This window comes from Streptomyces sp. NPDC052109 (assembly GCF_040680195.1).
Classification (GTDB): domain Bacteria; phylum Actinomycetota; class Actinomycetes; order Streptomycetales; family Streptomycetaceae; genus Streptomyces.
In genome coordinates this window covers 210,527-231,862 of record NZ_JBFAWF010000005.1, presented here as the reverse complement: position 1 = coordinate 231,862, position 21,336 = coordinate 210,527, and the positions used below count along the sequence as shown (strand labels likewise).

17 protein-coding genes are annotated in these 21,336 nt (G+C 74.8%); 12 read left to right on the top strand and 5 right to left on the bottom strand.

The genetic code is table 11. The features are described from left to right. The first annotated feature begins 314 nt into the window (after positions 1-314). The 11 genes from AB0L59_RS13940 (at position 315) to AB0L59_RS13890 (ending at position 11,640) form a co-directional block, all read left to right on the top strand. Positions 315-1,310 carry an NAD-dependent epimerase/dehydratase family protein gene (locus tag AB0L59_RS13940; RefSeq protein WP_365582533.1) on the top strand — a complete coding sequence of 332 codons (996 nt, stop codon included), beginning with the start codon at positions 315-317 and terminating at the stop codon, positions 1,308-1,310. 26 nt (positions 1,311-1,336) lie between these two features. Beyond that, positions 1,337-2,971 carry a carbamoyltransferase C-terminal domain-containing protein gene (locus tag AB0L59_RS13935; protein WP_365582532.1) on the top strand — a complete coding sequence of 545 codons (1,635 nt, stop codon included), beginning with the start codon at positions 1,337-1,339 and terminating at the stop codon, positions 2,969-2,971. After that, the gene (locus AB0L59_RS13930) at positions 2,968-3,963 is read left to right on the top strand and encodes a glycosyltransferase (protein ID WP_365582530.1); all 996 of its coding nucleotides are present in this window, start codon (positions 2,968-2,970) and stop codon (positions 3,961-3,963) included. The genes AB0L59_RS13935 and AB0L59_RS13930 overlap by 4 nt, the downstream gene beginning before the upstream one ends. Beyond that, on the top strand, positions 3,960-4,514 hold the full coding sequence (locus AB0L59_RS13925) for an HAD family hydrolase (protein WP_365582529.1): 555 nt from the start codon (positions 3,960-3,962) through the stop codon (positions 4,512-4,514). The genes AB0L59_RS13930 and AB0L59_RS13925 overlap by 4 nt, the downstream gene beginning before the upstream one ends. Next, positions 4,511-5,518, top strand: coding sequence for a glycosyltransferase family 9 protein (locus AB0L59_RS13920; RefSeq protein WP_365582528.1), 1,008 nt, complete (start codon positions 4,511-4,513; stop codon positions 5,516-5,518). Before AB0L59_RS13925 ends, AB0L59_RS13920 begins: the two co-directional genes overlap by 4 nt. Continuing rightward, positions 5,515-6,477 carry a glycosyltransferase gene (locus AB0L59_RS13915; RefSeq protein WP_365582527.1) on the top strand — a complete coding sequence of 321 codons (963 nt, stop codon included), beginning with the start codon at positions 5,515-5,517 and terminating at the stop codon, positions 6,475-6,477. Before AB0L59_RS13920 ends, AB0L59_RS13915 begins: the two co-directional genes overlap by 4 nt. Continuing rightward, a complete protein-coding gene (locus AB0L59_RS13910) occupies positions 6,474-7,712 on the top strand; it encodes a glycosyltransferase (RefSeq protein WP_365582526.1) in 1,239 nt (412 codons plus the stop codon). The genes AB0L59_RS13915 and AB0L59_RS13910 overlap by 4 nt, the downstream gene beginning before the upstream one ends. Beyond that, on the top strand, positions 7,709-8,308 hold the full coding sequence (locus AB0L59_RS13905; RefSeq protein ID WP_365582525.1) for an SIS domain-containing protein: 600 nt from the start codon (positions 7,709-7,711) through the stop codon (positions 8,306-8,308). Before AB0L59_RS13910 ends, AB0L59_RS13905 begins: the two co-directional genes overlap by 4 nt. Next, positions 8,305-9,723 carry a PfkB family carbohydrate kinase gene (locus tag AB0L59_RS13900; RefSeq protein WP_365582524.1) on the top strand — a complete coding sequence of 473 codons (1,419 nt, stop codon included), beginning with the start codon at positions 8,305-8,307 and terminating at the stop codon, positions 9,721-9,723. Before AB0L59_RS13905 ends, AB0L59_RS13900 begins: the two co-directional genes overlap by 4 nt. Then, positions 9,720-10,787 (top strand): glycosyltransferase family 9 protein, encoded by a 1,068-nt coding sequence (locus AB0L59_RS13895; RefSeq protein ID WP_365582522.1) that lies wholly within the window; start codon positions 9,720-9,722, stop codon positions 10,785-10,787. Before AB0L59_RS13900 ends, AB0L59_RS13895 begins: the two co-directional genes overlap by 4 nt. Before the next feature lie 88 nt (positions 10,788-10,875). Further along, complete coding sequence (locus AB0L59_RS13890) at positions 10,876-11,640, top strand: GAF and ANTAR domain-containing protein (RefSeq protein ID WP_365582520.1); 765 nt, start codon at positions 10,876-10,878, stop codon at positions 11,638-11,640. A gap of 196 nt (positions 11,641-11,836) precedes the next feature. Here AB0L59_RS13890 and AB0L59_RS13885 read toward each other — a convergent pair whose 3' ends face one another. Then, positions 11,837-13,372, bottom strand: a complete 1,536-nt coding sequence (locus AB0L59_RS13885) for an FAD-dependent oxidoreductase (protein ID WP_365582519.1) — start codon at positions 13,370-13,372, stop codon at positions 11,837-11,839. 237 nt (positions 13,373-13,609) lie between these two features. Further along, positions 13,610-14,431: a helix-turn-helix domain-containing protein gene (locus AB0L59_RS13880; RefSeq protein WP_365582518.1), complete on the bottom strand. Its 822-nt coding sequence runs from the start codon at positions 14,429-14,431 to the stop codon at positions 13,610-13,612. 192 nt (positions 14,432-14,623) lie between these two features. Between AB0L59_RS13880 and AB0L59_RS13875 the strand changes: the two genes are divergently transcribed. Continuing rightward, positions 14,624-15,976 carry a S53 family peptidase gene (locus tag AB0L59_RS13875; protein WP_365582516.1) on the top strand — a complete coding sequence of 451 codons (1,353 nt, stop codon included), beginning with the start codon at positions 14,624-14,626 and terminating at the stop codon, positions 15,974-15,976. 58 nt (positions 15,977-16,034) lie between these two features. On the opposite strand, the gene AB0L59_RS13870 is transcribed toward AB0L59_RS13875, so the two are convergent. The 3 genes from AB0L59_RS13870 to AB0L59_RS13860 form a co-directional block, all read right to left on the bottom strand. Then, positions 16,035-18,212, bottom strand: a complete 2,178-nt coding sequence (locus AB0L59_RS13870) for a transglycosylase domain-containing protein (protein WP_365582514.1) — start codon at positions 18,210-18,212, stop codon at positions 16,035-16,037. Between the two features lie 160 nt (positions 18,213-18,372). After that, positions 18,373-20,601 carry a bifunctional polysaccharide deacetylase/glycosyltransferase family 2 protein gene (locus tag AB0L59_RS13865; protein ID WP_365582513.1) on the bottom strand — a complete coding sequence of 743 codons (2,229 nt, stop codon included), beginning with the start codon at positions 20,599-20,601 and terminating at the stop codon, positions 18,373-18,375. Positions 20,602-20,615: 14 nt separating this feature from the next. Beyond that, complete coding sequence (locus tag AB0L59_RS13860) at positions 20,616-21,332, bottom strand: hypothetical protein (protein WP_365582512.1); 717 nt, start codon at positions 21,330-21,332, stop codon at positions 20,616-20,618. Between the last annotated feature and the right edge of the window lie 4 nt (positions 21,333-21,336).

The window sequence follows — 21,336 nt, the reverse complement described above, 5'->3', positions numbered from 1 at the left end:
TTCGCCGCCGCCCTGCTCTCCGGGTGCCGAATTGCCCGTTTACCAGGATATTTGCCCTGGTGAGTGTGGTTGCTCACAGGCACCCGCGCGGGCGTCCGATCGCGCGTTCCGGGGTACCGGGAGAAACCAGACATCAACGTGTGAAACGTACTCGCCCGGGAACTCGGCCCAGCGCCGTCGAGAGAGCGGCGGCCGCCGAGACGCTCCTGTTGATCGATCCGGACTCCGCGTCCCGCTCCCCCACGTTCCGCACACAGACCCCAGCACCGGACCCTTTTCGCTGCTTCACGCGCCGTGTGCGGCTAAGGACTCCCATGACTGACGCTTACTCCCGCCTGCCCTGGCACCGTGCCGCGGTGACCGGCGGCGCCGGATTCATCGGCAGCCACCTGTGCGAGCGCCTGCTGGATTCGGGTGTCGAAGTCGACTGCGTCGACAACCTGCTCTCCGGGTCCCGCGCCAATGTCGCCCATCTGGAGCGGCATCCCGGTTTCCGGTTCATCGAGTGCGACGTGTCCGCGCCCGAGTGCCCGGAGACCCTGGCCGGGCCCTACGACCTCGTCCTGCACTTCGCGTGCTGCGCGTCACCGGCCGACTACCTCCGGCTGCCGCTGGAGACCCTGGACGCCGGCAGTCTGGGCACCCGTGCCCTGCTGGCCGTGGCGGAACGCGACAGGGCGCGGTTCCTGCTGGCCTCGACGTCGGAGGTGTACGGCGATCCGCTCGTGCACCCCCAGCGCGAGGACTACTGGGGGAACGTCAATCCGGTGGGCCCGCGCAGTGTGTACGACGAGTCGAAACGGTTCGCGGAAGCCCTGGTCACCGCCCATGTGCGGACCCGGGAGGCGGACGCGGGCATCGTACGGCTGTTCAACACCTACGGGCCGCGCATGCGGGCCCACGACGGCCGCGCCGTCCCCACCTTCGTCTGTCAGGCGCTGGCCGGTGCGCCCCTGACGGTGGCGGGCGACGGCAGCCAGACACGGTCCCTGTGCTACGTGGACGACACGGTCGACGGTGTGCTGGCGGTCGCCGCGAGCCGGTCGGTCCGTCCTGTGAACATCGGCGGCACGGACGAGGTCACGGTCGCGGACATCGCCCGCCGGGTGCTGAGCCTGACCGGCTCGTCCTCCCCCATCGAGTTCGTCGGCCGTCCCACCGACGATCCGCAGCGGCGCCGCCCCGACACCCGCCTGGCCCGCGAACTGCTGGGCTGGGAGCCGAAGGTGCCCTGGGAGGAGGGGATCAAGCAGACGATCGCCTACTTCGCGGCGGCACGACCGGCGCGGGAGCACCTCCAGCAGGCCTGATCCGACGTCCGCCACGGAGGCACCGTATGCGCGTCCTGGGAATCAACGCCCTCTTCCACGACCCGGCCGCCGCCCTCGTCCTGGACGGCCGTGTCGTGGCCGCCGCGGAGGAGGAGCGCTTCAGCCGCCGCAAGCACGGCAAACGGCCCGTCCCGTTCTCCGCCTGGGAACTGCCCGAGCACTCCGCCCGGTGGTGCCTGGAACAGGCCGGCGTCACCCCGTCCGACCTGGACGCGGTCGCCTACTCCTATGATCCCCAACTCGCCCTGCCCGCAGCCGAGTTGGGCCTGCACGACCCCTGGGACCACCTGCGTCAGGAGTACGCGCGCCGGGCCCCGGAGTTCCTCGCCGAGGCCCTGCCCGGCCTCGACGCGGACAAGGTCCGCTTCGTCCCGCACCACGTCGCCCACGCCGCCTCGGCCGGACAGGCCTCCCCGTATCCGGACTGCGCGGTCCTCGTGCTGGACGGCCGCGGCGAGTGCGGCTCCCATCTCGCGGGGCGCTACGCGAACCGGGAACTCACCGTCCTGGGCACCCAGCGGCTGCCCGACTCCCTCGGCCTGTTCTACGAGGACCTCACCGAGCACCTCGGATTCCTGCGCAGCAGCGACGAGTTCAAGGTGATGGCCCTCGCCTCGTACGGCAGGCCGTGCCTCGTCGACCGGCTGCGCGAGTACGTCCGCCCGGACGGCCGCGGCGGATTCCGGGCCCGGCCCGTCCCCTGGCCGTCCCTCGTCCCGCCGCGCGCACCGGGCTCACCGTGGACGCAGGAGCACGCCGACGCGGCCGCGAGCGCGCAGGCGTGCCTGGAGGAGGTCCTGCTGGGCCTGGTGCGGTGGCTGCACGACCGTACGGGGGACGAGGTGCTGGCGCTCGCGGGCGGTGTGGCGCTGAACTGCGTGGCCAACACCCGGCTGCACCGGGAGGGGCCGTTCCGCCGGATCTGGGTGCAGCCCGCGGCGGGCGACGCGGGCACGGCGCTCGGCGCGGCCCTCCATGTGGCGAACGCCAAGGAGGCGGTGGAGGCGATGCCGACCGCCGCCCTCGGCCGGGGCTGGAGCGACGCCGAACTGCGGGCCTGGCTGGAGCGGGCGGCCGTACCGTACGAGGAGCCCGAGGACATCGCGGAGAGCGTGGCCGAGGAGCTGGCCGCGGACGGGATCGTGGCCTGGTTCCAAGGACGCAGCGAGTACGGGCCCCGGGCGCTCGGCCACCGGTCGCTGCTGGCGCACCCCGGACACGCGGGCAATCTGGAGCGGCTCAACGCGGTGAAGGGCCGGGAGGAGTTCCGTCCCGTGGCCCCCATGGTTCTGGCGGAGCGCGCCGCCGACCTCTTCGACGGGCCGCTGCCCAGCCCGTACATGCTGTTCGTGCACGACGTGGCCGACGAGTGGCGGGAACGCATCCCGGCGGTCGTCCACGTGGACGGCACGGCCCGTATCCAGACCGTGGACCGGGCGGACGAGCCGCTGGTGGCCCGGCTGATCGACGGCTTCGAGCGGCGCACGGGGCTGCCCGTCGTGGTCAACACCAGCCTCAACACCGCCGGCCGGCCGATGGTCGACGATCCCAGGGACGCCCTGGAGTGCTTCGGGTCGGCGCCGGTGGACCTGCTCGCACTCGGACCGTTCGCGGTCCGCCGCCGGGAGGTGTTCGCATGACCGCCGCCCCCGGCTACTCCGTGGTGATCCCGACGATCGGACGGCCCTGCCTCGCCGACTGTCTGCGCGCGCTCGCGGCGGCCGGCGGGCACCCGCCCGAGGAGGTCGTCGTGGTCGACGACCGTCCGGCGCCCGTCGGGCCGCTGCCGCTCGACGCGGCCGGCGTCCTGCGCGGGCGGACGCGCACGGTGCGGACCGGGGGCCGGGGCCCGGCGGCCGCCCGCAACGCGGGCTGGCGAACGGTCGGCACGCCCTGGACCGTCTTCCTGGACGACGACGTCCAGGTGCTGCCCGACTGGTCCCACCGCCTCGCCGAGGACCTGGCGACGGCCGGCGCGCGCACGGGCGGCATCCAGGGGCGGCTGACCGTCCCGCTCCCCGGCGATCGCAGACCGACGGACTTCGAGCGCGGCACGGCCGGGCTGGAACGGGCCGCCTGGGCCACCGCCGACATGGCCTACCGCACGGCCGCGCTGCGCCGGACCGGCGGTTTCGACGAGCGGTTCCGCCGGGCGTTCCGGGAGGACGCCGACCTGGCCCTGCGGGTACGGGGCGCGGGCTGGCGGCTGCGCCGGGGCAGGCGCACGACCCGCCATCCCGTCCGGCCGGCCGACCGCTGGGCGTCGGTGCGGGCCCAGCGCGGCAACGCGGACGACGTCCTGATGACCCGGCTGCACGGCCGCGACTGGTGGACCCGCGCCGAGGCGCCCCGGGGCCGGCTCCCCCGGCACGCGCTGGTCACCGCGGCCGCGCTCACCGCGCTCGGCTGCACGCTGACCGGCCGCCGCCGCGCCGCCGGGGCGGCCGGCGGGCTGTGGGCACTGGGCACGGCCGAGTTCGCGCTCGCCCGTATCGCGCCGGGCCCGCGCACCCCGCCCGAGATCGCCGCCATGCTCGCCACCAGCGTGCTCATCCCGCCGCTCGCCGTCCGCCACTGGATCGACGGCCTGGTACGCCACCGCCGGGCCCGTCCCCTGGGAGGCACGCCGTGACCCGGCCCGCCGCCGTGCTCTTCGACCGTGACGGGACCCTCGTCGAGGACGTCCCCTACAACGGCGACCCCGACCGGGTCCGTCCGCTGCCCGGCGCCCGGCGCGCCCTGGACCTGCTGCGGGCCGCCGGCGTCGCCACCGGAGTGGTCAGCAACCAGTCGGGCATCGGCCGCGGGCTGCTCACCGACGCGCAGGTCCGGCGGGTCAACGAGCGGGCGGACGCGCTGCTCGGCGGCCTCGGCACGTGGGTGTACTGCCCGCACCCGCCCGGCGCCGGCTGCGCCTGCCGCAAGCCCCGCCCGGGGCTGGTGACCGAGGCGGCACGGCGGCTGGGCGTGGCACCGGCCGACTGCGTGGTGATCGGCGACATCGGCGCCGACGTGCTGGCCGCCCGTGCCGCGGGCGCGCGGGGCGTGCTGGTGCCGACCGCCGCGACGCTGCCCGAGGAGATCGAGGCGGCACCCCGCACCGCGCCCGACCTGCTGACGGCGGTGCGCCTGCTTCTCGCGGAGAGCGCCACGGGACCGGAGAGCGGAGGTGAGCCGGGGTGAAAGCCCTCGTCGTACGCCTCGACAGCTTCGGCGACGTGCTGCTCGCCGGACCCGCCGTCCGCGCGGTCGCCGCGCACAGCACCCATGTCACCCTGCTCTGCGGTCCGCTCGGCGAACCGGCGGCCCGGCTGCTGCCCGGTGTCGACGAGGTGCTGGTGTGGGCGGCGCCCTGGGAGGGCTTCGACCCGCCCTCGGTCGACCCCGCGGACGTCGACGCGCTGGTGGGCCGGCTGCGCGAGGCCGCGTTCGACTCCGCGCTCGTGCTCACCTCCTTCCACCAGAGTCCGCTGCCCACGGCGCTGCTGCTGCGGCTGGCGGGCGTCGGGCGGATCGGTGCCGACAGCGTCGACCATCCGGGCCGGCTGCTGGACGTGCGCCACCGGCGACTGCCCGGCCGCCACGAGGCCGAGGCGGCGCTGGACACCGCGGCCGCCCTGGGCTTCCCGCCGCCCCCCGGGGACGACGGCAGGCTGCGCGTCGTACCGCCGCCCGACACCGTCTCACTGACCGGCAACGGCCCCTATGTCGTCGTCCACCCCGGGGCGAGCGCGCCCGCCCGCGCCTGGAGCCCCGAACGCTGCGCCCAGGCGGTGGCCCTGCTCACCGACGCCGGGCACCGGGTCGTCGTCACCGGCGGCCCCGGCGAGAGCGGCCTGACCCGGCGGGTGAGCGGTGACACGGCGGTGGACCTGGGCGGCAGGACCGACCCCCGCGCGCTGGCGGGCGTGCTGCGCTCGGCCGACGTCCTGGTGAGCGGCAACACCGGCCCGGCCCATCTGGCCGCGGCCGTCGGCACCCCGGTCGTGTCCCTCTTCGCGCCCGTCGTACCGGCGGAGCGGTGGGCACCCTACGGAGTGCCGAGCGTGCTCCTCGGCGACCAGAACGCGCCCTGCGCGAACAGCCGCGCCCTGCGCTGCCCCGTCCCGGGCCATCCCTGCCTGGAGGAGGTGACGCCCGACGACGTGGTGAGCGCGGTCGGCAAACTGGTCAAGGAGTGCGTATGAACATCCTCGTCTGGCATGTGCACGGTTCGTGGCTGACGTCGTTCGTCCAGGGGCCGCACACCTTCCTCGTCCCGGTGACGCCCGACCGCGGCCCGGACGGCCTCGGACGGGCGAGAACCTGGCAATGGCCCTCGTCGGTACGGGAGTTGAGACCCGACGAACTGCGCGAGGCCGACCTCGATCTGATGGTGCTGCAACGACCGCACGAGCTCGCGCTGGCCGAGCGGTGGACGGGCCGCCGGGCCGGTGTCGACGTGCCGGCCGTGTACGTCGAGCACAACTGCCCGCACGAGTCCGCAGTGGACACCCGTCACCCGCTCGCCGACCGCGGCGACGTACCCCTGGTCCACGTCACCCACTTCAACCACCTGATGTGGGACAACGGCCGCGCCCCGACCGAGGTGATCGAGCACGGCGTCATCGACCCCGGCCCGCTGTGGACCGGCGAGGAGCGGCGTGCGGCGGTCGTCGTCAACGAGCCCGTACGGCGCGGCCGTACGACCGGCACGGACCTGCTGGCGCGGTTCGCGCGCACGGTCGGGCTGGACGTCTTCGGCATGCGCACCGAGGGACTGGCCGGCCATCTGGGACTGTCCCCCGAGCGCTGCCGCAGCCGGGACCTGCCGCAGGGCGAACTGCACCCGGCGATGGCCCGCTGCCGCCTGTACCTGCACCCGGTGCGGTGGACGTCGCTCGGTCTGTCCCTGCTGGAGGCCATGTTCCTGGGAATGCCGGTGGTGGCACTCGACACCACCGAGGTGCGGGAGGCCGTGCCGGAGGGTGCCGGTGTGGTCTCCAACCGCCTCGACGTACTCGAGGACGCCGTCCGCACCTTCCTCGTGGATCCCGCCCACGCCCGGCGAACCGGGGAGGCCGCCAGGGCCGCGGCGCTGGCCCGCTACTCAGAACGCCGTTTCCGGGACGACTGGGAACGTCTGATCAAGGAGGTCACCCGATGACTGCCAGTCGCCCGTCCGCCGGCCGCGTCGCCATGGTCTCCGAGCACGCCAGCCCGCTGGCCGAGCTCGGCGGCCCCGACGCGGGCGGTCAGAACGTCTACGTGGCCCGGCTCGCCGGCCGGCTGGCGCGACGCGGTCACGAGGTCGTCGTCTACACCCGGCGCGACGATCCCGGACTTCCCGGACGGGTCGTCACGGACGACGGCGTGCAGGTCGTCCATGTGCCCGCCGGACCGCCTGCGCCCATTCCCAAGGACGAACTCCTGCCGTACATACCCGAGTTCGGCGCCTGGCTGGCCCGGCGGTGGGCGTTCGAGCCGCCCGACGTGGTGCACGCCCACTTCTGGATGTCGGGGATGGCGGCGGTGACCGGCGCGCGCGCCCTGGGCGTGCCCGTGGTGCAGACGTACCACGCGCTCGGCACCGTCAAGAGGCGCTACCAGCGGGACGCCGACACCAGTCCCCGGGAACGGATCGCCGTCGAGAAGGCCGTGGGCCTGGAGTGCGCCGGCATCATCGCCACCTGCGCGGACGAGGTGTCCGAACTCGTGGCCATGGGGCTGCCGCCCGAACGCGTCCACGTCGTGCCCTGCGGGGTGGACCCCGAGCAGTTCAAGCCGGTCGCCGGGGCCCGCCGGGCGCCGTCCGCGCCGCGCCGGCTGCTCACCGTCGGCCGGCTCGTCCCCCGCAAGGGCTTCGACCGCGCCATCCGTGCCCTGGCCGGCGTCCCCGACGCCGAACTCCTCGTCGCCGGTGGACCCGAACCGGCCCTGCTCGGCGCCGAGCCGGAGGCGGAACGGCTGCGGACGATCGCCGCCGAGTACGGGGTCGCCGACCGGGTGACCCTGCTGGGCGGGGTGAGCCCGGCGCGGATGCCCCGGCTGATGTCCGGCGCCGACCTCGTGCTGTCCGTGCCCCGCTACGAGCCGTTCGGCATCGTCCCGGTCGAGGCCATGGCGTGCTGCGCGCCCGTGCTGGCGACCGCCGTCGGCGGGCAGCTCGACACCGTCGTGGACGACGTCACCGGCGTCCTGATCCCCGCCGACGACGACCACCACCACCTGGGCGCCGCCGTCCGCGGCCTGCTCGACGACCCCGCCAGGCTCGCCCGCTACGGCGCCGCCGGACGGCGCCGCGTCCTGGCCCGCTACACCTGGGACCGCGTGGCCGACGGCGTGAGCCGGGTCTACGGCGCCGTCTCCGCCGTCCCCTCGCTCTCGGGAGTGGTCCGATGACACTCGCCACCGACGTCACGCACTGCGACGACCTGATGAAGGCGCTCGAGGGGTTCCGCGGGTACGCCACCCCCGTCCTCGAACGGTGGGGGTCCTGCCTCGCCGCCCGGCTGGGCGCGGGCTGCCGGCTCCTGGTCGCGGGCAACGGCGGCAGCGCGGCCCAGGCCCAGCACCTGACCGCCGAGCTGGTCGGCCGCTACCGCGACGACCGCCCGCCGTTCTCCGCCCTCGCGCTGCACGCCGACACCTCCTCGACGACCGCCATCGCCAACGACTACGGCGTCCAGGAGATCTTCGCCCGCCAGGTGTGCGCGCACGGCCGGGCCGGCGACGTGCTCATGCTGCTGTCGACCAGCGGGGCCAGCGCCAACCTGCTGGTCGCCGCGGAGGAGGCGCATCGCCTCGGGCTGAGCGTGTGGGCCCTGACCGGTCCGGCGACCAACCCCCTGGAGGGAACCGCGGACGACCGCGTGTGTGTGGACGCGGCGACGTCGGCCACGGTGCAGGAGCTGCATCTGGTGGCCGTGCACATGCTCTGCGAGTCCTTCGACCGGGCGGTCGAACGGGCGGGCCGGCTCGAGGAGGCGGGCCGGTGACCGCCCCGGCCCCGCTGCTCGTCGTCGGGGACGCGCTGCTCGACCACGACCTGTGCGGACGGGCCGAACGCCTCGCGCCCGACGCGCCCGTGCCGGTGCTCAGCGGGAACCGGCGCACCAGCCGGCCGGGCGGCGCCGCGCTCGCGGCCTGCCTCGCGGCGGCCGACGGCCGGCCCGTCACGCTGGTCACCGCCGTCGGCGAGGACGACAGCAGCACCTGCCTGGTCCGTCTCCTGGGCGACCGGGTGCGGCTGGTGCGGCTGCCCCTGCGCGGCGCCCTGTCCACCAAGACCCGCGTCCTCGCCGAGGGCAGGCCGCTGCTGCGCCTGGACGACGGCGACGGCCGGGCGCGGGAAGCCACGGCCGAGGCGTGCCGGGCGGTCGCCGACGCCGGTGCCGTACTCGTCGCCGACTACGGGCGCGGCACCGCCGACGAACTGCGCGAGGCGCTGGCGGCGGCGGCCGCGCGGGTCCCCGTGGTCTGGGACCCGCATCCGCGCGGCGGCCCGCCGGTGCCGGGCGTCCGGCTGGCCACGCCGTCCGCGGCCGAGGCACGTTCCCTCGCCGGCCGCCCGGTCACCGTCCCGGACGGCGACGGCTCCAGCGCGCTGCAGAGCGCGGCCCGGGACGCCGGCACCCTGGTGCGGGCGTGGCGGGCGGCCGCCGTGGCGGTCACGCTGGGTGGCCGCGGCGCCCTGCTGTCGCACGGGGAGACGCCGCTGCTCGTGCCGACGCCGGTCACGGCCGAGGGGGACGCCTGCGGCGCCGGTGACCGGTTCGCGGCGACCGCCGCCGGGCTGCTGGCGGACGGCGGGTTCACCGAGGCCGCGGTGCGGGCCGCCGTGCACGCGGCCACCCGGTGGGTCGCCGAGGGCGGCGTCCGCTCGCTGTCGTCGCAAGGGGATGCCCGGCCGGGTTCGGCGGCCGACGACGCCCTGGGCACGGTGGGCCGGGTCCGGGCGGCGGGCGGCACGGTCGTCGCCGCGGGCGGCTGCTTCGATCTGCTGCACGCCGGGCACGTCTCCCTGCTGCAGGCCGCGCGCCGGGCCGGTGACTGCCTGGTGGTGTGCGTCAACTCGGACGCCTCCGTGCGCCGCCGCAAGGGCCCCGGCCGGCCGCTCGTGCCGCTGGCCGACCGGATCCGGGTGCTGCGGGCGCTGGAGTGCGTCGACGCGGTCGCCGTGTTCGACGAGGACACCCCGGAACGGCTGCTCGGCGAGCTGCGCCCGCACATCTGGGCGAAGGGCGGCGACTACGCCCTCGGCCGGCTGCCGGAGGCCTCGCTGGTGGAGAGCTGGGGCGGCCAGGTGGTGCTCTTCCCCTACCTGGACGGCCGTTCCACCACGGGCATCGCCCGGCGTGCGGCCTCGGAGGCGGAGCCGGCGCGGCGCCCCTCGGAGCGGGAGCGCCGGTGAGCGGTACGAGCCCGCCCCGGGTGCTCGTGCTGCGCGCACTGGGGCTGGGCGACCTCCTGGCGGGGGTGCCCGCCCTGCGCGGCATCCGGCGCGCCTTCCCCGGTCACCGCGTCGTCCTGGCCCTGCCGGCGGCGCTCACCGAGGCCGCGCTGGCCACCGGCGCCGTCGACGCGGTCCTCCCGGCCGAGGCGCCCGGTCGGGGGGTGCCGCCCCTGACCGGATGGCCGGACGGGCCCCCCGACGTGGGGATCGACCTGCACGGCAACGGCCCGCAGAGCCGTGACGCGCTGGCCGCCCTGGCCCCCCGCCGCCTGCTCGCGTACGCCGGCTCCGGCCCGTCCCCCGCCCGCCCGCCCGTGTGGCGGCCGGACGAACACGAGCGGGACCGGTGGTGCGGCTTCCTCGCGGCCCACGGCATCGACGCCGACCCGGACGACGTACGGCTGCCCGTGCCGGCCACCGCCTCCCCGGCGCCCGGAGCCGTGGTCGTGCATCCCGGCGCCGAGTCCGCCGCGCGGCGCTGGCCCGCCGACCGCTTCGCCGCCCTCGTGCGACGGCTGCGAGGGGCGGGTCACCGGGTGGTCGTCACGGGCGGCCCGAAGGAGGACGAGCTGGTCCGGGAGGTCGCCCGCCGCGCCGGCCTGCCGGCCGGGGACGAGCTGCGCGGCGGGCTGCCGTTCGCCGAGCTGTCGGCGCTCGTCGCCCACGCCCCGCTCCTGGTCAGCGGGGACACCGGCCTCGCGCATCTCGCGGTGGCCCACGCGACCCCGTCCGTGACCCTGTACGGCCCCGTGTCCCCGCGCCTGTGGGGTCCGCCGCCCCTCGAACGGCACGTCGCCCTGTGGACACCGGGCCCGCCCGGCGACCCGCACGGCGACCGTCCGGACCCCCAGCTGCTGCGCATCGGCGTGGCGGAGGCGGCCGGCGCGGCGCTGACCCTGCTCGGCCCGCGCGGACGGGGCACCCTGCCCGCGTCTGGTTTCCCCCGGTACCCGGCGGAAACCCGGTCGGTGGCGACGGGGCCGACGCGGGCGGACGTCGGAAACGCCGTACGGCGGTGTTGACCGACCGCGTGCCGCGGCGGTGGCGCAGGCGGTCGGTGCCTCGTACCAAGATCGGACCGAGCCTTTTGCGGCGTGGGAGTTGAGAGTCATGACAGGCGACGACGTCCTGGGCGACGGAGACGCCGAACAGAAGACGGACGTCCAACGTGCGCACATCGCCCATGAACTCATCGCAGCGGTGCGGGGTCTGGCCCCGGCGAGAGTGCCCGAGGCACTGTGTCAGACCTGTGTCGCGCTGCTCCCGGTGGCCTCGGGGCTGTCCGTGTCGATCCTCGGCGGCGGCTCGGAGCTCGGGATCGTGCTGTGTGCCAGCGACAGCGTCGCCGCGCGGCTCGCGGAGATCCAGTACACCCTCGGCGAGGGTCCCTGCGCGGAGGCGGTCCGGCTGCGTGCGCCGGTGTTCGCGACGGACCTCACCCGGGCCCCCGACACCCGCCGCTGGCCCCTGTTCGCCGTGCAGGCGGCCCAGGCCGGGGCGCAGGCGTCCTTCTCACTGCCGCTGGCCGGTGCCGGGACCGCGCTGGGCACCCTCGACCTGTACCGCGAGCGGCCCGGCTCCCTGGACAGCGCCCAGGTCCGCACCGCCCTGCTGGTCGCCGACGCGCTCACTCTGGCCGTCATCGCCCTCGATCGCGCTTCTCCGGATCCCGAAGGAGTCGTGACGTGGCTCGCAGGAGCGGAGGCCGACCGGGAGGAGGTGCACCAGGCAACCGGCATGATCATGGTCCAGCTCGGGGTGAGCGCCGAGGAGGCCCTCCTGCGTCTGCGTGCCCGGGCCTTCGCCCAGGGCAGTACCTCTGTCGGAGTCGCGCGGGCCATCATCGGCCGCTCCTTGGACCTCCGCGACGACTGAGCGACCACGACTGAGCGACCACGCGCTGGTGGCGCAGGCCCTCGCGGACCGCGCGACGCCGGCTCTGATGCACCGGCCGACCGGGCCGGCCCCGCAGCGACGACGCCGGAGATCGCGAAGGGCAGGTGGCCGCGCGGCAGGGCTGAGGTTCCGGGCGGAGGCCGTGTGCGTCGCTCGTGGCCGGACACCGTGCGTGTCAGGGCGAGTGGATCTCGCGCTGCTCCAGCGGCCGCACGGCGGGGCCCTGGAGGATGCGGCCGTCGGGGGCGAAACGGGAGCCGTGGCACGGGCACTCCCAGGCCTGCTCCGCGCGGTTGAAGGCGACGAGGCAGCCGAGGTGGGTGCAGCGGGCCGAGACGGCCTGGAGCCGGCCACTGTCGTCCCGGTGGACGGCGCACTGGTGTCCGCCCACCCGGATGACGGCACCGTCTCCCGGGGCGAGGTCCTCGGGCGAGGGTGCCGTGACGGGCGGCAGCCGGTCGCCGACGAAGTGCTTGGCCACGTGGGCCTGGTGCTTGAGGAACGACATGCCCTCGCGGACCACGGAGGCGAGCCGGCGCGGGTCGTACAGGCCCGCCCACTCGACCGTGTGCCCCTCGACGAGGTCGCTGATCAGCCGGCCGGCCATGATGCCGCCGCTCAGCCCCCAGCCGCCGAATCCGGTGGCCACGTAGGTGTGACGACTGCCGGGGTGGAGCCGTCCGACCAGGGGCACCGAGTCGGTGGAGTCGTTGTCCTGGGTGGCCCACCGGTGGGTGACCGTCAGGCCCGGGAAGCGGCTGCCGGCCCAGGCGGTCAGCCGGTCGAACCGTTCCTCGACGTCGGCGGTGCCGGGGGTGAAGTGCTCGCCGGTGACGATCAGCAGACGTGTGCCGTCGCCGTACGGGGCGCTGCGGACGGACCGGGTGTTCTGTTCGGGCGTGATGTACATGTCCCGCGGCGCACTGCCGGCGTCGAGGGTGCCCGCGACGACCAGCTCACGGCGCGGGGAGAGCCGGGTGAAGAGCAGGGCACGGTCGAAGACGGGGTAGTGCGTGGCGACCACGACCTCGCGGGCGCGCACCGACACGCCCGCGTCGGTCGTCAGGACGCAGGGTTCGCCCTCGGTCAGGCCGGTGACGCGCGTCCCCTCGTACACGGCGCCGCCGCGTCGGCGCAGGTCGTCGGCCAGGGCGAGCAGGTACTTCACGGGATGGAACTGCGCCTGGCCGGTCACCCGCACCGCACCGGCCACCGGGTAGGGCAGCTCCGTCCCGGTGACGAACTCGGCCGGCAGCCCCGCCTCGCGCGCCGCCTCGGCCTCCGCCCGCAGCTGTGCGACACGCTGCGGACTCTCGGCGTACGTGCAGGCCGCCGCCTCCTCCCACTCGCACTCGATGCGGAGGTCGGCGACGATCTCGGCGGCACGGCGGAGCGCGGCCGACTGCGACGCGGCGTACAGCCGCGCGCCCTCACGGCCACGGGTGCGGCGGAGGTGGTCGTAGACGAGCGTGTGCAGAGCGGTCAGCTTGGCCGTCGTGTGGCCGGTGACCCCGGCGGCGATCCGGCCGGCCTCCAGCACGGCCACCTCGCGGCCCCGCCGGGCCAGCTCCCAGGCGGTGCTGAGCCCCGCCATACCGCCGCCGACCACCGCCACGTCGACGGAGAGGTCACCGGTCGGCGGGGGAGCGGGGTCGCCGCCCGGCGCGGTCTCGATCCAGTACGACCCCCGGGTTCCTCGCTCAGCGTTCATGACCGCCGAGTTCCCGCCACGAGAGGTGACACGCACGTCCGCGCCGGAGTGCCCGTGAACCGGCCGTGAGCCCCGCTCCCGATCACCGCACGGCCGACGACGCCGGCCCACGGCGCCGGCCGCGGGAAGCCACCCGCCTCGGCGGGCCCCGCCGGGCGCGCCCGCGGGGGCGGCCTCCGCGGACCGACCTCACCTCCCACCAACTGCTGTGTCAGCACGTGCAGTTGACATCCGCCGTCAGGGTGCCATGCCCGCTTCCGGGCCGGGTGCGGCCTCTTTCCACATGCTGTGGAAGGCCAGCCGCAGGCAGCCCGCGAGGGCCGGATGCTCGATGAAGAGGGTGGTGGTGGAGCCGGCACCGGCCACCGGGTCCGGCATGTCGCACAGGACGAGGGAGGCGTCGGCTATGACGAGTTTCAGCGGCAGTTCGGGGGCGAAGCGGGCCTCCTCCCCCGCCGCGGCGAAGCGCCGCACGTGCTCCACCGTCTCGGGGTCGCCGAGGGCGTCGTCGAGGTAGATCGCCCGGACGGTGCCGCCCGCCCGGTGGAGCCGGTGGACCACCGCCAGGCCCTCCGCGTTCTCCGCGGGGGCGACGAACGGCGGTTTGCAGAAGGTCAGCAGTTCGTGCCGTGCCTGCCGCTGGATGTCGGCGAAGCGCTCGGAGATCGCCCTCGGGTCGCGCAGGATCTCGATGTAGTCCAGCGGGTCGGTGTGGTCCCGCCCCTGGGACCACAGGGGCTGCAGCAGACCAGCCAAGCTCTGCGAGACCCGTTCCAGCCGGTCGACGGACTCCCGCTGGGCGGCCATCAGCCGGGCCAGGGCCAGTTCGGGGGTGACGGCGGAGTACGTGGCCACGCGCCCGGGATGGGTGGTGGCCAACTGCCGCCGCACGAGCGCGTCCAGCACGTCGTACACGCGCTGGCGCGGCACATCCGCCTCCCGGGCCACTTCGGCGGCCGTGTAGGAACCTCGCCTGACGAGGGCCAGGTAGACCCGTGCCTCGTACCGGGCCAGGCCCAGCGACATCAGATCGTTGATGGTTCCGACTTCAAGCTCCATGACCGCACAACGTACCGGGCGGGCCGGGGGCGTTGGAATCGAGGTTTTTACCAACTGCCCCTGTTCTCTTCGGCAAATTGTCCATAGCCTCAGGGATGGCCACCACTGACCGGGGTGGCAGCATCGGCACGATGCCCGACTCCGGACTCCACCCGGCCACCCCCAACGGAAAGCGATTGTCATGCACACGACATGCACATCGCCTCCGGCCGCCGGCGTGGAGCCACCCATCCCCCCACGGAGGGCAGTTCATTGCAGTCCCACCGCAGAAGGAACCCGATACGCCGCGCGGCGCCCGCGCTCCTGTCCGCAGCGGCTCTGATCACCGGCGGCCTGGCCGTCGGCGCCCAGTCGGCGGCCTTCGCCACGACCACCACCGCCTCGCACCCGACGGCCCACACCTCGTCCACGACGACCAGCGCGTCGGGCCCGGCCGCCGCCGTGCACACCCGCCAGCTGTGTTCGCAACCGAGCAAACCCGGCTACATGGCCTGCCAGGCGGTCGTCCGCACCGACCTGAAGGCGCAGAAGTCCCTGGGCCGCCACGACGCCCCCAAGGGCTTCGGGCCGGCCGACCTGCAGGCCGCCTACAACCTGCCCAAGGACGGCGGCAAGGGCGCCACCGTCGCGATCGTCGACGCGAACGACGACCCGAACGCCGAGAAGGACCTGGCGGCCTACCGGACCCAGTACGGCCTGCCGGAGTGCAGCACGGGCAACGGCTGCTTCAAGAAGGTCGACCAGGACGGCGGCACGAACTACCCGACGCCGGACTCCGGTTGGGCCGGGGAGATCTCGCTCGACGTGGACATGGTCAGCGCGGCCTGCCCCCAGTGCCACATCCTGCTCGTCGAGGCCAAGTCCGCCAACATGGAGGACCTCGGCGCGGCCGTGAACCAGGCCGTCAAGCAGGGCGCCAAGTACGTCTCCAACAGCTACGGCGGCAGTGAGGAGGCCAACGACACCTCCGCCGACGACACGTACTTCAAGCACCCCGGCGTCGCCATCACCGTCAGCTCCGGCGACAGCGGGTACGGCGTCGAGTACCCGGCCGCCTCGCCGTACGTGACCGCCGTCGGCGGCACCTCGCTCAAGAAGGACAGCAGCACCCGCGGCTGGTCCGAGTCCGTGTGGGGCACGTCCGCCGGTGGTGACGGAGCCGGCTCGGGCTGCTCGCAGTACGACGCCAAGCCGTCCTGGCAGAAGGACACCGGCTGCACCAGGCGCGCCGTCGCCGACGTCGCGTCCGTCGCCGACCCGGCCACGGGTCTCGCCGTCTACGACACCTACCAGGCGAGCGGCTGGAACGTGTACGGCGGCACCAGCGCCTCCGCGCCGTTCGTCGCCGGCGTCTACGCCCTCGCCGGCACCCCGGGCGCCGGTGACGTGCCGGCCTCCTACCCCTACGCCCACCCGGACAAGCTGAACGACGTCACCGACGGCTCCAACGGGACCTGCACCACCTACCTCTGCAAGGCGGGCAAGGGTTACGACGGCCCGACGGGTCTCGGCACCCCGAACGGCGTCGCGGCCTTCACCAAGTAACACGCGGAACGGAACGGATCACTTCGCCCCGTCGGCCTTCCGGCGGGGCGAAGTGCTGTCAACGGCACTTGTGCGGACGGCACTTGGGGTGACCGCCCGGCAGCCCCGGCCGGGGAGCGGCCGGAGCGGTCGTCCGCCTGCCCGGCCTGCCGTCGTGCCTGGCGTGGGCCGGGGCGGGCGAGGGGGAGGGGCTGGGGAGGCCGGGCTCGTCGGTTCCGTGGCCCAGGGACGGCGGGGCGGGGAACGGCAGGTCGGGCAGGCCGGCCAGGGCGTCACGCATGTACCGGGTCCAGATCTCGGTGGGGATGTCGCCGCCGAACACCTTCCGCAGCCCGCCGACACCGACCAGGGACCGGAGCTGGGGGTGGGCCGGGTCCTCCTTGAACAGGACGACGGAGGTGGCGAGTTGGCGGGTGTAGCCGATGAACCAGGCCGACCGGTAGTCGTCGGTGGTTCCGGTCTTGCCCGCCGCCGTACGGCCGAGGGCCTGGGCCCTGGTGCCGGTGCCCCGGGTGATGACGCCCCGCAGGACACCGGTCACGTTGTCGGCGACCGCCGCCGGCAGGGCCCGTACGGGCGCGGGAGCCGTGAATCCGGGCAGGACGGCCCCGTCGTGGGTCACCTTGGTCACCGAGTACGGCGCGGCCCGCATCCCGGAGGCGGCGAACGTCGCGTACGCGCCCGCCATGCGGATGGCGCTCGGGGTGGAGGTGCCGATGTAGAAGCCGGCGCTGGGCGCGGCGAGGCTCGCCGACCGCAGGCCCAGGGCCCTCGCGGTGCGGGCCACGTCACCGTAGCCGACGTCCTCGCCCAGCTGCACGTACGGCGTGTTGACCGACTGCTCCATCGCCTGGCGCAGGGTGATGTACCCCCACCGGTGCGCGGTGTCGTTGTGCTGGTGGAGGAGACCGGTGGGGTCCTTGTCGTCGGTGACGTAGTCGCCCTGCTGGTCCTTGATCCTGATGCCGTCGTCGCCGTCGAACCTGCTGCCCGGGGTGATCGGCGCCGGGGACGTGCCCGGTTTCAGGACGGCCCCGTAACGGAGCGCGGAGGCCAGGACGACCGGTTTGAAGGTCGACCCCACCGGGACGCCCGAGGTGTCGGCGTTGTCCGCGTAGTGGGCCCGCTGATAGCCGGGGCCGCCGTAGACGGCCAGGATCCGGCCGGTCGCCGGGTCCACCGAGGCGGCGCCGGCCTGGACGTCCCGGTCGGCCGCCCGGTGAGCCGGGTCGAGGCGCTCCGCACGCACCTCGGCGACGGCCTTGGCCAGCTGCGCCGTCCTCCTCCGGTCGAACGTGGTGTGGATCTGGTAACCGCCCCGGCTCAGACCGCTGTCGGTGATGCCGGGGTCGTGCTCCTGGACGTACGACCGGGCCAGCTGGACCAGATAGCCGCTCTGGCCGGTGAGCCCGGAGCCGGAGGTCCACTTCCTGGGCGCGGGGAAGCCGGCCGCCGCGATGCGGTCGTGCTTCTGCCGCGTCAGCCTGCCGGTCCCTGCCATCCGGTCGAGCACCCAGGACCAGCGGGCCTGCGCCCGCGCCCGGGCCCGGGGGTCCGTGTCGGCGTACTGGAAGAGGCTCGGCTCGTTGACCGCGGCGGCGAGGAACGCGCCCTGGCTCACGGTGAGCTTCTCCACCGGGAGGCCGTAGTAGACCCGGGCCGCGGCCTCGATGCCGTTGGCCTGCCGGCCGAAGTAGCAGGTGTTCAGATAGCCCTGGAGGATCCGCTGCTTGCTCATGCTCGCGCCGATCTTTGCGGAGATCAGCAGTTCCCGGAACTTGCGCGAGAGCGTCTGCGACTGGTCGAGGTAGGTGTTCTTGACGAACTGCTGGGTGATGGTCGAACCGGACTGGACGGAGCCGCCCCCGGCCATGTGCACGACGGCGCGCGCGATGCCCTGCGGGTCGATGCCGGGGTCGGTGTAGAAGGAGGCGTTCTCGGCGGCGATGAAGGCCCCCTGCACGTCCGGGGGCACCTGGGCCAGGGTGACGTTCTGCCGGTTGACGCTGCCGTCGGTGGCCAGCACCGTGCCGTCGGACCAGTAGTAGACGTTGTTCTGCAGCAGTGTCGAGGGGTTGGGGTCGGGGATGGTCACCGTGGCGTAGGCGTACCCGACGGCCGCGGCCACCGCGCCGACGCACGCCAGGAACGACCCCAGCACCTGACGCCACGACGGCAGCCAGCGGCGCGGGCCGGTCCGGCCCGCCCTCGGATAGTCGATCCGGCGTGTGCGCACGCCGGTACGGCGCGTGCCGCGGTGCCCCGCCGCGCGGCTGCCGGCGGTTGCGCGCCGCGGCGGTCGGCGCCGGGTTCCGCTCATGGCTCGGATCACTGTCCTTTCGGTACCACTGGCTGGTGTCGTGGGCGGTGGACTGCCACGCCCGCGTACGGGTCCGTCATGGGCCGGCCGGCGGGACGGCCGCGTGCGGGTCCGGTTGCCCGGGAGCCGGGGTGCCCTGGTCGCCGGGGGACCGCGTGCCCGCCGGGGCCCGCAGGCTGCCGTAGCGCTCCATGCGCTGCCAGCGCAGGCGGGAGCCGGACACGGCGGTGTAGACGGACTGGATCACCACCAGGTACATCAACTGGCGGTAGACGAACTGCTGGAGCGGCAGACTCCACAGCGGGCCGGGGCGTTCACCGTCCAGGCGGAAGGCGTACAGGCCCATGCCGAGCTGCAGCAGCAGGAAGGCCAGCCAGAGTCCGGTGATCCGCACCGGGTCGAGGAAGACCAGGCCGTACACGGCGAAGATGTCCACGACCGGCGCGAGCAGGGGCAGCAGGACCTGGAAGAGGAGGAGATACAGCAGGCCCCGGCGGCCCAGTTTGCCGGCGGCGCCGCGCTGGACCACCGCGCCGCGGTGCTTCCACATCGCCTGCAGCGTGCCGTAGCACCAGCGGTACCGCTGCCGCCACAGGGCGCTCAGGGACGCGGGCGCCTCGGTCCAGGCCACCGCGCCCTCCTCGTACACCACGCGCCAGCCGGCCCGGCACAGCGCCATGGTGAGGTCGGTGTCCTCGGCGAGGGTGACGTCGCTGACGCCGCCGAGGGCGAGCAGCGCCCGGCGGCGGAAGGCGCCTACCGCGCCGGGCACGGTCGGCATGCACTCGCCGAGGTCGAACAGGCGGCGGTCGAGGTTGAACCCGACCACGTACTCGATGTGCTGCCAACGGCCCAGCAGCCCGCCCCGGTTGACGACCTTGGCGTTGCCGGAGACGGCACCCACGCGCGGGTCCGCGAAAGGCTGCACGATCGTGCGGACGGTGTCCGGTTCGAAGACCGTGTCACCGTCGACCATGACCACCAGCTCGCAGGTGGCGGCGGCGAGCCCGGTGTTGAGCGCGGCCGGTTTGCCCGCGTTCTCCTGCCGGATCACCCGCACGCCCGGCAGGCGGAGCGACTCCACCAGGTCGGCGGTGCCGTCCGTGGAGCCGTCGTCCACCACGATGATCTCCACCGGATGGTCCGAGGCGAGCAGGGACCGCACGGCCGCCTCGATCCCCGCGCTCTCGTTGTACGCGGGGACGATCACGCTGACCGGCTCGGTCACCGGCGGCCCCCAGCCCCCGCGCCGGCGGCCCGACCGCTGCCGTCGGTGCCGGCGGGCCGCGACCAGCACGACCGCCGCCCGCAGCACGCTGAGCGCGCCGGCCGCGTACATCAGCGCATCCAGCAGCCGGACGGCCCCGTCGCCGGCCCGCAACGCGTCGATGAGGGCCATTCCCTGCAGGTGGTCGCCGAGGCCGGCACGCTGGACCGGCCCGGCCATGCCGACGGCGGCGCCGACCGTCTCGAACCGGAAACCCCGCGCCTTGAGCCGGGGGATCAGGGCGTTCAGCGCGGCGACGGTCTGGGACCTGTCACCGCCGCCGTCGTGCATCAGCAGGATCTGTCCGGCGTCGCCGCGCGGTGTCGCGTTCGCCAGGACGCGGTCCGCACCGGGGCGCTGCCAGTCCTCGGCGTCCTGGGTGGAGAGCACCGTGACGTAGCCCGCCGCGTCGGCCTGCCTCAGGACGGACCAGTCGGCGTCGTCCAGCGCGTCGTTCTCCGAGGAGTACGGCGGCCTCAGCAGTGCGGTGGTGACCCCGGCCGCGCCGGCCACGGCCAGCTGGGTCTCGCGCAGTTCCAGGGAACGCTGCCAGGGAGCGAGACGGGACAGGTCGGGGTGGGTGAAGGTGTGGATACCGATCTGGTGGCCGTCGGCGACGATCCGGCGGACCAGGTCGGGGTGGGCCACGACCTCGGTCCCGACGACGAAGAAGGTCGCGTGCACGTGGTTGCGGCGCAGCACGTCGAGGATGCGCGGCGTCCACACGGGATCGGGGCCGTCGTCGAAGGTGAGGGCGAGGGTACGGGGCTTCGGCCGGGCGGTGTGCGCGGAGGTCGCGGCGTCCGCGATCACGGGGCCGCCGTGGGCCACCCGGGCGGGCACCGTGCCGCTCCGGCCGCGGGCGCCGGTCACGTCGTCCGAGGTGATCCCGAACATGTGGTGCGTGTAGCCCTGCAGCAGCAGGGTCGTCGACAGGGTCACCGCGAGCACGCACAGCAGCAGCCAGTGGGCGCGGGGGGTGATCGGGCGGCTACGGCCGCGGCGGGCGGGAGCGGTGCGGCGGGAACGGTCGGTCACGTGGGGGCCTTGGATCACTTCACGGGTCGGTGGGACGCGCCGAGGGCGCGCCCCTTCGGAGAGCGGGCCGGGGTGGCGGCGGAGGACGCGGAGGCGGTCGTGGTCGGCGCCGCGGTGGGCCCGGGGGCGGCGGCGGTCGGGGCCGTGGAGGCGGTCGCGGCCGGCGAAGCGCTCGGGGCGGTCGGCCGGCCGGCCGGGCCGGAGGGCGCCTCGCGCCCGACGGGGCCGGAGGGCGCCTGCCCCGCGTGGGAGCCCCTGCTCCCCGCCGAGTGGCCGGTGCCGGAGCGGGAGCCGGGACTGCTCACGCGGTGCGTGGCCGGGTGTGCGGGGTCCGGCCGCGGGACGAAGGGGGCGCTGACGGTGGGGCCGCCCAGCATGGTGCTGACCAGCAGGGCGACATAGGCGACGGCGGGGACCACCAGCAGCCGGGCGGCGCGCAGCACATGGCGCTGGCGCTGCCCCGAGGAGTCCACGAAGACCGGCCGCACCGGCTCGCCCGCCGGCGCGGCCGGCTCCGTGCCGGAGTCCGGTTCAGGTTCCGGTGCCGCCACGACGGGGAGGGGTTGGGTGCCCTTCCCGGTGTCCGTCTCCGGGGACGGCACGGTGAGGACGTCACCGTGCGCGGCGGCAAACGACCTGCCGCTGTCCTGCCGGCCGCGGGCCTGCGCGTACCCGGTACCGCCGTACGGCCCCTCGCCGCACGCTGTGCCGTCTTCGTCCGTCCACTGCACGAGT

Coding starts and splice junctions, on each gene's coding strand:
- AB0L59_RS13930 (WP_365582530.1), top strand. CDS start 2,968: ATGACCGCCGCCCCCGGCTACTCCGTGGTGATCCCGACGATCGGACGG.
- AB0L59_RS13890 (WP_365582520.1), top strand. CDS start 10,876: ATGACAGGCGACGACGTCCTGGGCGACGGAGACGCCGAACAGAAGACG.
- AB0L59_RS13910 (WP_365582526.1), top strand. CDS start 6,474: ATGACTGCCAGTCGCCCGTCCGCCGGCCGCGTCGCCATGGTCTCCGAG.
- AB0L59_RS13875 (WP_365582516.1), top strand. CDS start 14,624: ATGCACATCGCCTCCGGCCGCCGGCGTGGAGCCACCCATCCCCCCACG.
- AB0L59_RS13915 (WP_365582527.1), top strand. CDS start 5,515: ATGAACATCCTCGTCTGGCATGTGCACGGTTCGTGGCTGACGTCGTTC.
- AB0L59_RS13885 (WP_365582519.1), bottom strand. CDS start 13,372: ATGAACGCTGAGCGAGGAACCCGGGGGTCGTACTGGATCGAGACCGCG.
- AB0L59_RS13905 (WP_365582525.1), top strand. CDS start 7,709: ATGACACTCGCCACCGACGTCACGCACTGCGACGACCTGATGAAGGCG.
- AB0L59_RS13880 (WP_365582518.1), bottom strand. CDS start 14,431: ATGGAGCTTGAAGTCGGAACCATCAACGATCTGATGTCGCTGGGCCTG.
- AB0L59_RS13940 (WP_365582533.1), top strand. CDS start 315: ATGACTGACGCTTACTCCCGCCTGCCCTGGCACCGTGCCGCGGTGACC.
- AB0L59_RS13935 (WP_365582532.1), top strand. CDS start 1,337: ATGCGCGTCCTGGGAATCAACGCCCTCTTCCACGACCCGGCCGCCGCC.